This is a genomic window from Candidatus Pelagibacter sp., assembly GCF_052049995.1.
GTDB lineage: Bacteria > Pseudomonadota > Alphaproteobacteria > Pelagibacterales > Pelagibacteraceae > Pelagibacter.
Genome location: NZ_JBNGYX010000003.1, coordinates 61,414 through 72,959, shown reverse-complemented (window position 1 = coordinate 72,959; position 11,546 = coordinate 61,414). Strand labels below are relative to the sequence as shown.

General features: G+C 31.3%; 13 protein-coding genes. 7 read left to right on the top strand and 6 right to left on the bottom strand.

The features are described from left to right. The first annotated feature begins 4 nt into the window (after window positions 1-4). The gene (locus tag ACTT9Y_RS03645) at window positions 5-1,309 is read left to right on the top strand and encodes an NAD(P)/FAD-dependent oxidoreductase (RefSeq protein WP_440933056.1); all 1,305 of its coding nucleotides are present in this window, start codon (window positions 5-7) and stop codon (window positions 1,307-1,309) included. Here the strand turns inward: ACTT9Y_RS03645 and ACTT9Y_RS03640 are convergent. Genes ACTT9Y_RS03640 through ACTT9Y_RS03625 form a run of 4 tightly spaced genes read right to left on the bottom strand, consistent with a single transcriptional unit; the run spans window position 1,306 to window position 5,037 of the window. Continuing rightward, entirely contained in the window at window positions 1,306-2,106 is an 801-nt protein-coding gene (locus tag ACTT9Y_RS03640; protein WP_440933055.1) for a M23 family metallopeptidase, read from the bottom strand. The two genes, ACTT9Y_RS03645 and ACTT9Y_RS03640, sit on opposite strands and share 4 nt — an antisense overlap. Then, complete coding sequence (locus ACTT9Y_RS03635; protein ID WP_440933054.1) at window positions 2,091-2,849, bottom strand: SDR family NAD(P)-dependent oxidoreductase; 759 nt, start codon at window positions 2,847-2,849, stop codon at window positions 2,091-2,093. The genes ACTT9Y_RS03640 and ACTT9Y_RS03635 overlap by 16 nt, the downstream gene beginning before the upstream one ends. Continuing rightward, on the bottom strand, window positions 2,849-3,442 hold the full coding sequence (locus ACTT9Y_RS03630) for a TerC family protein (RefSeq protein WP_440933053.1): 594 nt from the start codon (window positions 3,440-3,442) through the stop codon (window positions 2,849-2,851). Before ACTT9Y_RS03630 ends, ACTT9Y_RS03635 begins: the two co-directional genes overlap by 1 nt. Continuing rightward, a complete protein-coding gene (locus ACTT9Y_RS03625; protein WP_440933052.1) occupies window positions 3,442-5,037 on the bottom strand; it encodes a GMC family oxidoreductase in 1,596 nt (531 codons plus the stop codon). Before ACTT9Y_RS03625 ends, ACTT9Y_RS03630 begins: the two co-directional genes overlap by 1 nt. A 146-nt stretch (window positions 5,038-5,183) precedes the next feature. On the opposite strand from ACTT9Y_RS03625, the gene ACTT9Y_RS03620 reads away from it, so the two are divergent. From ACTT9Y_RS03620 to ACTT9Y_RS03600, 5 genes are all read left to right on the top strand, one after another. Beyond that, window positions 5,184-6,278, top strand: coding sequence for a TRAP transporter substrate-binding protein (locus ACTT9Y_RS03620; RefSeq protein ID WP_075485551.1), 1,095 nt, complete (start codon window positions 5,184-5,186; stop codon window positions 6,276-6,278). Window positions 6,279-6,346: 68 nt separating this feature from the next. After that, entirely contained in the window at window positions 6,347-6,961 is a 615-nt protein-coding gene (locus ACTT9Y_RS03615) for a TRAP transporter small permease subunit (protein WP_440933051.1), read from the top strand. Continuing rightward, entirely contained in the window at window positions 6,958-8,292 is a 1,335-nt protein-coding gene (locus tag ACTT9Y_RS03610) for a TRAP transporter large permease (protein WP_082255027.1), read from the top strand. The genes ACTT9Y_RS03615 and ACTT9Y_RS03610 overlap by 4 nt, the downstream gene beginning before the upstream one ends. Window positions 8,293-8,317: 25 nt before the next feature. Further along, on the top strand, window positions 8,318-9,775 hold the full coding sequence (locus ACTT9Y_RS03605) for a cytosine permease (protein ID WP_440933050.1): 1,458 nt from the start codon (window positions 8,318-8,320) through the stop codon (window positions 9,773-9,775). A gap of 5 nt (window positions 9,776-9,780) precedes the next feature. After that, the gene (locus ACTT9Y_RS03600) at window positions 9,781-10,527 is read left to right on the top strand and encodes an SDR family NAD(P)-dependent oxidoreductase (RefSeq protein ID WP_440933049.1); all 747 of its coding nucleotides are present in this window, start codon (window positions 9,781-9,783) and stop codon (window positions 10,525-10,527) included. Window positions 10,528-10,529: 2 nt separating this feature from the next. Here ACTT9Y_RS03600 and ACTT9Y_RS03595 read toward each other — a convergent pair whose 3' ends face one another. After that, entirely contained in the window at window positions 10,530-10,661 is a 132-nt protein-coding gene (locus tag ACTT9Y_RS03595) for a hypothetical protein (RefSeq protein WP_440933048.1), read from the bottom strand. Window positions 10,662-10,807: 146 nt separating this feature from the next. Here ACTT9Y_RS03595 and ACTT9Y_RS03590 point away from each other — a divergent pair, with 146 nt between their 5' ends. Beyond that, window positions 10,808-11,392, top strand: coding sequence for a DUF3047 domain-containing protein (locus ACTT9Y_RS03590; protein WP_440933047.1), 585 nt, complete (start codon window positions 10,808-10,810; stop codon window positions 11,390-11,392). On the opposite strand, the gene ACTT9Y_RS03585 is transcribed toward ACTT9Y_RS03590, so the two are convergent. Continuing rightward, complete coding sequence (locus ACTT9Y_RS03585) at window positions 11,393-11,533, bottom strand: hypothetical protein (RefSeq protein WP_440933046.1); 141 nt, start codon at window positions 11,531-11,533, stop codon at window positions 11,393-11,395. Between the last annotated feature and the right edge of the window lie 13 nt (window positions 11,534-11,546).

Genomic DNA, 11,546 nt, shown 5'->3' with positions numbered 1-11,546 from the left:
TTTCATGGAAGTATTAAACGATAATAGCTGTAGCTGGGTTAATGATTTAATTCCAAGAAATGATATTGTAACAATTTCATCTGATATAGATTGTGAATGGTTAATTGTAGGAGCGGGTTATACAGGATTATCTGCAGCAAGAAAATTAGGTCAACTTTACCCAAATCAAAAAATATTATTAGTTGATGCTCAGCTAGCAGGCGAGGGTGCTAGCTCAAGAAACTCAGGATACTTAGTGGATACAACACTTAATGATGGTTTTACTTCTAATAAAGAATTATATAATTATAAAAAAAAAGCAGACATCTATAAATTGGGAATAGATGTTATTAAAAAATTTATTAAAGAATATCAGGTAGATTGTGATTGGAATGAATGTGGCAAATATTTTGCATCATCAAAGCAAGAAGATAAAAAAATATTAGAAAATTTTTCAGACACTTTATCAAAATTAGGTTTTGAACATAATTTGCTATCAAAAAAAGAACTTAAAAAAAGATTAGGCACCAATTTTTACAATATTGCTCTTCATACAAAGGGAGGGATTTTATTACATCCAGGTAAATTGGTTAGAGCTATGATTGATACATTGCCAGAAAACGTAAATCTTTATGAAAATTCTTCATTATTAAATTGGAAAAAGAAAAATGATACAGTCATTTGTAAATTTAAAAATGGTTCAATTAAAACTAAAAAGATTATTTTTGCTACAAATGGGTTTCTGAAGTCATTAGGAATAAAATCAAATTATAATTTTCCAATTACTTTAACAGCTAGTATGACCAGATCTTTATCAGATGAAGAGTTTATATCTCTTGGTGAGCCTAAAGAGTGGGGAGTTTTACCTGTAAGGCCAATGGGGGCCACTATCAGGATGACTAAAGATAGAAGAATTTTAATTAGAAATACTGCAGAAGTTTTTAATCCTTATCAAATGTCTAAATCTGAATTAACCAAAAGATCATTGAAACAAAAGATTGGAATAAAAAAAAGATTTCCGGAATTACCTGATGATATTATTCAATCTTCTTGGTCAGGGATTGTTTCAAGAACAAGAAATAGTTCTCAAATTTTTGAAAAAATAGATGAAAATATATTTGTTGCAGGTTGTTATAATGGCTCTGGTATTGGAGTTGGTACTTTATTTGGAGAGCAAATAGCAATCAAAGCAAGTAATGAAAACACAAAAGAGATAGAAACTATTGAAGCAAGAAATAAACCCACTTGGCTTCCTCCTGATCCAATTTTAAGTTTAGGAGTTAGAGCTAGATTAATTTATGAACGTTTTAGAGCAAAATCTGAGATTTAGTTCAAAACAGACATGGGATCAAGTCTAGTTTGAAACCAATTCACTCTAAAATCTAAATGTGGTCCTGTTGATCTTCCTGTTGATCCTACAGTTCCTATTATTTCTCCTTGATTTATCTGATCACCAACTGAGACTAATACATTTTCTAAATGAGAATATATTGTTGATATCCCATGACCATGATCCATAATAACTGTGCCACCAGTATAGTATAAATCATCTTCAGCCATAGTAACGACACCTGTGCCAGAAGATTTAATCATCGTTCCTTGTTTAGCAGCAATATCTATTCCATAGTGAGGCCATCTTGGTTTACCATTCAAAATTCTTTGACTACCATAAACACCACTGATTATTCCTTCAACTGGCATGATAAATTTTTCTTTAAAAAATTGTAGATCTGAATTAATTGCTCTTGCTTCTCCAATTGCATTATTTTCTTTTTTAATTCTTTTATAAACAGACTCAGGTGGAGTGACTTTACTTTCTGCCAAACCATCTATTCTTTGTATATTATATTTTCTCTTTAAAACTTTTTTTGTAGTCATTGATTTTTTTCCATTAATAATTTTTGTAAATGTTAGGTCGTATTTTTGATCTCGATCTATACCAAAGACAAAAAAACCATCTTTTGAGACTTTAACTTCTTTTTTTCCAACCAAAATTTTAGCATCAGGATTAGTTTTACCTAATATAAAATGACCTTGTAGAAATTTACCTTGGAATTCAATAGCTTTTACTGGTGATATAAAAATTAAAAAAACAAAAAAAAGTCTATAAATTATTGAGCTGTCCATCCACCATCTATAATTATTGATGTTCCAGTTATCATTGAAGATGCTGATGATGCCAAAAAGCATACTGTTGTAGCAACATCACTTTCAGTGGCCGCTTTTCCTATTGGTATATTTCCAAGGGCTAATTTTTTAAATTTTTTGTTTTTAAAAAATTTTTTAACCATAGGTGTTTCAACAAAAGTAGGTGCTACCGTATTAACTCTGATATCTTTTTTTGCTAACTCTACACCCATTCCCTTAGTTAGTCCTTCTATTCCAAATTTTGTCATATTGTATATGTTTCTACCGCTCATACCAACATGACCTAGTTGAGACGACATATTAATAATTGACCCAGGTCTTTTTTTATTTTTTAGCATCTTTTTTACAACAAGTTGTGCCACGTTAAATGCTGCTTTTAAATTTAAATCTACAAGGTAATTCATGCTTTTTTGTTTAATTTTTTCAAAGGGCTCCGGAATATTAGTCCCTGCATTGTTCACTAGTACATCAATTATTTTAATTTTTTCTAATTTTTGTTTTAAATCTTCATAATTCATTACATCACATGAAACCTTAATAATTTTACCTTTAACTTTTTTTATATCCTTCTCTAATTTATTAAGATCCGAAGATGTTCTGCTTAAAGCAATAACTGTTGCACCTGCTTCAGCTAATGCAATTGAACATGCTCTTCCTAGTCCTTTACCTGCTCCTGTAACTAAAGCATATTTGTTTTTAAGATTTATTTTTTGAAGATACATTAAAAGAATAATATTTTAATATCTGTGTAAATCAACTCAACTGCTACAATTAAAATAGCAAATAATCCAAGCCAAGCTATCCATCTATATTTTTTAATCCATCCTGAAATTAAAGTTGCTGCGGTTGCCATTAAAACAATTGATAAAACTAACCCAAAAACAAGAAGTCCATAATGTTCACCAGCTGCACCTGCTACACCCAGGACATTATCTAAACTCATTGTAAAATCAGCTAATAGAACAGTCCAAATAGCCTTTAAAAAACTAGAGCTATCTACCTTTATGCCTTCTTCGGTCTGTGAGCCTTTTATTACATCCACATAAAGTTTGTAAACAATATAAAGAAGCAGCAATCCCCCTATTAACCTTAAACCTGTAATTTGTAAAAGATATGCAGTAAGCAATGTTAAAATTATTCTTAAAATAACTGCACCACCAATTCCCCAAAAGATAACTTTTTTTCTTTGTTCAGGTGGAAATTTAGATGCAACCATTCCAATTATAATTGCATTGTCTCCAGCTAAAACTAAATCAATAAGAATAATTTGAGTTAATATTGCTATTTGCTCAGGTGTAAAAAATTCTGCAAACATTATTGTTGTAGTATCATGTCTGCACCTTTTTCTGCAATCATTATTGTTGGGGCATTTGTATTACCTGAAGTGATGTTTGGCATTATTGATGCATCTATAACTCTCAAATTATTAATTCCTCTAACCTTAAGTTTTTCATCTACTACAGACATTTCATCTTGACCCATTTTACAAGTTCCAACTGGGTGAAAAATAGTTTGAGCATAATTAGAGGCTTCTTTAACTAATTCCTCATCGTCATTTAAATGAATGCCAGGTCTGTATTCTTCTGGAGTGTATTTTTTGAAAGTTTTCGACTCCATTATAATTTTTCTAGTTAATTTAAGTCCTTTAGCTGCAATCATTCTATCGTGATCAGTTGATAGATAATTTTGTTTTATTTTTGCATAAGTTCTTGAGTCTTTATCAACAATGCTAACATGCCCTCTACTTGTTGGTCTGATATTTGAAACAGTAGGGGTGAATGCATGAAAATCGTGATTTTTTGTTGCTCCCAAAGTATCCATACTCATAGGTTGAACATGCCATTGTAAGTCTGGTAGTTCTAAAGATGGATCGCTTTTAGCAAACATACAAAGTTGACTAGCACCCATAGTCATTGGGCCGCTTCTTTTAAAAACGTATTCAAGGCCAATCATTAAATTTCCAAATAAACTATTTATTTTTTTATTTAAGGATTTTAATCCATTAATTTTATAAATTGGTCTAAGCATTAAATGATCATGTAAGTTCTCTCCAACCCCATTTAAATTTAGCACCATATCAATTCCAAGATTTTTAAGTTTTTCAGGATTTCCTATACCAGAAACTTGTAAAATTTGAGGAGAGCCAATAGCTCCTAATGAAATAATAATTTCTTTATTTGCTTGTACTTTTTTTAATTCGTTTCCTTCCCAATACTCAACTTCCTTGGCAGTTTTATTTTCAAAATTTATTTTTTTGACATGTGAATTAGTTAAAATTTTTAAATTTTGTCTGCTCTTGATTGGGTTTAGATATCCAACAGCTGTACTACATCTAAAGCCATCTTTTTCTGTTACTTGGAAATAACCACAGCCATGATTATCACCAGTATTAAAATCTTTAGTTTTTGGAATACCAAATTCTTCGGCAGCATTTTGAAATTCATCTAAAAGAGGCAGATGTATTCTTTGATCTGAAACAGATAAAGGACCTCCAACCCCATGAAACTCATCTTTTCCTCTTTCTTGGTTTTCTGCTTTGATGAAATAAGGCAAAACATCATCCCATCCCCAACCTGTGTTACCTAATTGTCTCCAAATATCATAATCTCTATGTTGACCTCTTATGTAAAGTAGACCATTTATAGAAGAACTACCTCCTAAAGTTTTTCCTCTAGGATATCTGATGGAAATGTTGTTCATACTCTCATCAGGCTCTGTTTTGTAGCACCAGTCAGTCTTTGGATTATGCATTGTTTTGAAATAACCAACAGGAATATGTATCCAAGGGTAATTATCCTTCCCTCCAGCTTCAATTAATAGCACTTTGTTTGAAGGATTTTCAGACAACCTATTAGCAAGCACACATCCTGCAGATCCAGCTCCAAGAATTATAAAATCAAAATTATCCATTACTTAGAACTCTTATAAATTAAATTTTTTTTATTTGTAATATTTCTGTACACAAAAAAATTAAAATAATCCAATATTAGCACTTGTTTTAGATTTCATTCTTTGACAAGCTTTAATTTTTAAAAATATAGAGAGGGAAAAACGATATGAAAAAAATCATTTCAATGTTATTTGCAGTTGCGATGGTATTTGGATTTATTTCAAATGCTAATGCTGCAAAAACACTAAAATGTCAGACAGTTCTTAACACTAAAGCTGACGAAGTTAAGATGTTAAAGGACTTTACTGATACAGTAACTGAATTAACTGGTGGATCTTTAAAATTCGAAATCTTACCTGCAGGAGCAGTTGTTGGAGTTAAAGAGACTCTTGATGCTGTTGACAAAGGTTTGATTGACTGTGGATTTGCATGGACTCACTACTGGTCAGGTGAACACCCTGCTGCAATGCTATTTGGTTCTCCAGTAGCTGGTGGTGGAATAGGTATAGATAATTTAGCGTTTTTATCTTGGTTCCAATATGGCGGTGGAAAAGCGCTTTATGATCAATTATGGAAAGAGATGAACAGAGACATTAAAGGATTTATGCTTCAACCTGTTGGACCAGAGGCTTTAGGTTGGTTTCCAAAACCAATTAAAGATATGGCTGACTTTAGAAAATATAAGTTCAGAACTCCTCCAGGAATTCCAGGACAAACTTATAAAGACATCGGTATAGCATCTGTTGCAATGGGAGGTGGAGATATTCTACCAGCTTTAGAAGCAGGAACTATTGATGCTGCTGAATGGTGTTGTCCAAAACCAGACTTAACATTTGGTTTCCAAAAAGTTTTAAAGCACTATTACTTACAAGGTTTACACCAAGTGGTGGTAAATGCTGACTTTTATATTACTGGAAAAACATATGATGCTATGACTGCACATGAGAAGAAGTCTCTTGAAGTTGCTGCGGATGCGTCTTTGATAAAATCTTTAAGTTATAGAATTTTATCAAATGGTGAAGCTTTACAAGAACTTACAACAAAACATGGAGTGATTTTAGAAGATACTCCATCTGACTACTTCACTGAGTATATGGCAGCTGCTAAAGCAACTTTGAACAAAAATGCTGAAAAAAATGCATTTTTCAAAGAAGTTTATGACTCTATGAAAGTATTTGCTGATAAAGCAGTTCCTTTCTGGAGTGGTGCTCAAATGTCAAATGCGAAGCTAGGAATGGCTCACGCAGCGACATTAAAGTAATCATTAAATAATTAGAATATTAGAGCGGACTAATAAGTCCGCTCTAATTTTTTTTAATAAAAATTTCTATGGCAGACGAACCAAGTAAATTAGATATTTCTGACGAAATGATTGCCGAAAGGCGAGGTGGTTCAGGAAAAATGCCAGAGGACATGCCAACTTGGATGGCAAAGTCCATAATTAATATAGATAAATTTAGTAAGTGGATTGGTAGTGTAGTTTGCTGGATATTAATGCCACTTATTTTTGCTATGACCTATGAGGTACTAGCAAGAAAATTATTTTTAGCACCAACAATATGGGCTTACGATATAAGTAGATTTTTATATGGGGCTCTTTTTATGTTGGGCGCAGGTTATGCACTTTCAAGAGGAGTTCATATTAGAGCAGATTTCTTATACAGAAATTTTAAAATCAAAAATCAAGGATTAATTGATTTTTGGCTGTATCTCTTGTTTTATTTCCCAGGTCTTATTGTCTTTTTATATATGACTTTTGGATTTGTTTTAGAGTCTATCCAAAGAGGTGAAAGAGGAATGGATACTACCTGGATGCCATATATGTGGCCAATCAAAACATGTTTATTAATTGGAATTATATTTTTACTTATCCAGGGATTTTCAGAATTACTTAAAAGCTACTGGGCAGCTAAAAAGGGTGAATGGCCAGGAGAAGATAAATGATAGCAGAATTAATTGATCCAGCTATTTTAGGTTTTATTTTAGTTGGGGTGATGCTTTTTGCAATTTTTGTTGGATTTCCAATTTCTTTCACTTTGATTTTTTTAGGTTTTGTATTTGGTTATTTAGGTTTTGGAAAATTAGTTTTTTATTTAATGACGCTCCAATTTTCGATGGTTATGACCGAACAAACCCTCGCCGCCGTTCCACTCTTCGTGTTTATGGGAATTATGATGGAACAAGCAGGTTTAATGGAAAGACTATTTTCAGCCTTCCAGATGATGTTAGCAAGAGTAAAGGGATCATTATACTACGCAGTATTATTTGTTTCAGTTATTTTTGCAGCTGCAACTGGAATAGTTGGTGCCTCAGTTACTATCTTAGGAATTATGGCTGCAAAATCAATGAACAGATCAAATTACGATGTAAAACTTGCTGCAGGTACAATTACAGCTGGTGGAACTTTGGGTATTTTAATACCACCAAGTATCATGCTTGTGGTTATGGGGCCAATAATGGAAATTCCAGTTATAGATTTATTTGCTGCTGCAATTATTCCAGGAATTCTTCTTGCAAGTTTATATGCAGGCTACACAACAATCAGATGTATGATAAACCCAAAACTTGGGCCCGTGCTACCTGAGGAAATGCGTGCAGCTAGTATGAAAGAAGTTTGGATTGAGTTTTTTTTAGGTTTAGTTCCACCCGCAGCATTAGTTTTTGCAGCATTAGGAAGTATTTTATTTGGTTTTGCTACACCGACAGAGGCTGCTGGGTGTGGTGCAATGGGTGCATTGCTACTTTCATTAGCATATAAAAAATTAACTTTATCAAAACTTCAAGAAGCTTTAGTTAAAACTTTAGAGATTACTGCTTTAATAATGGTTTTAGTTGCTGCCTCAAATTTTTTTGGAGCAGTATTTGCTAGATTGGGAACACCAACTTTATTAACAGAATTTTTATTAGGTTTAGAAATGAATAAATATCTGATCTTAGGAATGATTATGGTCATGATATTTTTGCTAGGTTGGCCATTAGAATGGGTACCGATAGTTATGATTATTGTTCCAATAATTTTGCCACTAGTAGAAGCATTAGGATTTAATTTAACTTGGTTTGCAATTCTGGTTGCTGTCAATCTCCAGACCGCCTGGCTATCTCCACCTGTTGCACTCTCAGCATATTTTTTAAAAGGAGTAGTTCCAGAATGGGATTTAAAAGATATTTATTACGGAATGATGCAATTTATGGTTCTACAAATAATAGGTTTGGTTTTAATTATTATATTTCCTAAAATTGCCTTATGGTTGCCAACTCTCTTATATGGACAGTAGAATTTATTAGTTTAAAATAAATTTAGTGAATCAGCCAAAAGTAAAATATTCTCTTTCAAATTGGGACCTGGTGACAGTTAACCCAAATTACAAAACTTGGAATTGGAAAGATCTATTTTGTTTTTGGGGAACTAATGTACAAAGTGTAATTGGTTTCTCATTAATCTCTTCTCTTTACTTAATGTATAGCTTGAATGTGTTTGTAGTATTTTTTGGAATAATATTGGGATCTTTTTTTGTTTATTTATTTTCAAATGCAATTGGAAAGCCTTCTCAAAAATTTGGTTTACCTTTTGCAGTATTGTTAAGATCCTCTTTAGGATTTAATGGTGCTAAATTATTTGGATTAATTAGAAGTTTGGTTGGGATTTTTTTATTTGGTATCCAAACTTATTTTTTATCTAAAATATTAGTTTACCTGATAAGGATAACAATTTTTTCAATTGATAATTCCTTATTGGAGCAAGAAATTTTTATTATCTTTTATTTTGGTTTAAATATTATTGACTGGTTTGCAATAGTTATATCAATTGTTCTACAGACTTTGCTTTTTACTGTTGGTATGCAATATAACAAAAAAATAATTAATTTTTCAGCAATGACGGTCTATGCTGGTATGCTTATTTTTTTCTTTGTTGTTTTATTAAGTGATGTAAAAATAACTACTGAAGCTTTTTCAAATATTTTTAGTCAAAATAATTTTTTAGACGTTAATAATTTGGCCCCTTTACTAACAGTTGCCGGAACAATATTTGCTTATTTTTCAATTTTAATCATTAGTTTTGGTGACTTTTCTAGATATTTAAAAAATGAGCAAGAATTAAAAAAAGGGAATTTAAGTTTAATTTTGAATTTAATTATTTTTTCTTTTTTATCTGTTTTTGTTGTTACAGGTTCTGATGTTTTTCTTAATCAGAAATTTTCAGATATAGATAGAATTTTTACTAATCCTACAGATATAGTTGGAAAGTTTGACAATATACAAATAACAATAGTAGTTTTATTTTTTATTATAATCGCCTCAGCCTCAACAAATTTAGTTGCTAATTTCATACCATCTCAATACTCTTTAATAAATTTTGCTCCTTCAAAATTAGGCCTAAAAAGCGTGAGTTATTTAATTTCATTTTTTGGTTTGTTGATTGCAATCTTCTGGCTGACTATATTGAGCCAAATAGGAATTTTATCCTTTGTTGATACTTTCGGTGCTTTTTTTGGACCTTTGTTTGGAGTGTTGGTAGCTGATTATTATTTAATTAAAAATCAAGAATTAAGTAATAAAGATCTATATTCTATAGATAAAGAGAGCGCTTATTATTATTCAGGTGGCTGGCATATAAAAGGTGTTTATTCTATAATATTAGGATTTATTTTTTCAGCATCTACAATTTGGAATACTAATTTAATGTTTTTACAATCTTATTCTTGGATAATAGGTGCATTTGTTGCTTGGATAACATACTACTTGTTAGCAAAAAAATAATTTTAATGCACAAATTTGATTTTAAAAATAGAACAGCTGTAGTTACTGGTGGAGCTCAAGGTTTTGGTTTAGATGTTGCAAAAAGATTTTTAGAGTCTGGTGCTAAAGTATTTATATGGGATATCGATGAAAAGCTTCTTAAATCAGCAGCTGATGAGGTTAAAAACCCCAATTTATTTTATAGAGTTGTTGATATTGCAAATTATCAAGATGTAGAGAAAAACGTTGCAGAAATAACCTCAAAAATAAATATTGATATTTTAATCAATAATGCTGGGATTACAGGTCCTACAGGTCCTCTATGGGAGTATGATGTCGATATGTGGAACAAAATAGTTCAGATAAATTTAATTGGCACTTTTAACTGCTGTAGAGCGATTGTGCCAAATATGATTAAAAATAATTATGGAAGAATTGTTAATGTTGCCTCTGTTGCAGGTAAAGATGGTAATGCAAATGCAAGCGCATATAGCTCTGGAAAAGCTGGCGCAATTGGATTAACTAAGGCTTTAGGTAAAGAATTAGCTAGCAAAGATATAGCCGTAAACGCTGTCACACCAGCAGGTGCTAAAACTAGAATTTTAGATCAAATGAGTAAAGAGCATGTGCAAAGAATGCTGTCAAAGGTTCCAAGAGGAAGATTTCTTGAAATACACGAGTTTACTTCACTAGTTTGCTGGCTCTCTTCTCAAGAGAACACTTTTTCAACGGCTGCGGTATTCGATATCAGTGGTGGTAGATCCACATATTAGTCTCAAAAATTTGAAACTATTTTTAGAACTTTGTTTTGATTTTTAATAGAATTTTTACTCATAACTGGTGCTGAGATCATTATTGACCAATAGATAAGAAGTATAAATACAGAAATTATTTTCATAGTATTCATTTAGCAATCAATTTTGAATTTAGAATGTTTAAATTGTGACTGAATATTGAATTTATAAATAATTTATTTATAAGAAGATCATGTTTAAAATTTTTTATATTTTTATTACATCATTAATTTTTCTTAACTCTGCACTCGCTGAAAATATGAATATTTTCAAATTTACAGAGCAAGAGCTTTCAGAGCTCGATGTTCGTAAGGTGAGAGGAGCAGATAATAAAACAGTTTATTCTGTTGGATCAAATGAGAATGGTAATTATTTAAAAGCAGTAGCTGATAATGCTGCTTCAGGCCTTGGAAAAGAGATCAAAATTGACCTAAATAAAACACCTTTTATCAATATTACATGGAAAATTGAGAAGGATCTTCGGGGGATTAAAGAGAATACCAAAAAAGGACATGATTATGCCGCCCGTGTTTTTGCGATTAAAAAAACTGGAGCCACACCTTTATCAAATAGAGCAATTAATTATGTTTTTTCAAGTAATAGTGAAGTTGGTGAAAATAGACCCAGCCCTTATACAAAAAAATCTATAGACAATGTGTTAGCAACTACAAAAGATAATCTGAATGTTTGGGTAACGGTAAAAGCCAATGTTAAGGAAGATTTTAAAAAATTTCATGATTTAGACGTGAATGAATTAGACGGCTTAGCTATAATGGCAGATACTGATAATTCAAAAATGAAATCAATTGCTTATTTTCAGAATATTTTTTTTTCAGCAGATTAATTAATATTTTAAATACTTTTTTAATCCAATACTTAAAAATGATAATAAAATAGCCACGATAACATCAGCGATTGGAATTGCATTTGGAAATCCAAAGTTCCACAAAATTACTCCAATTAACCAAATTATATAAATTTTCATCTAAGATATTATA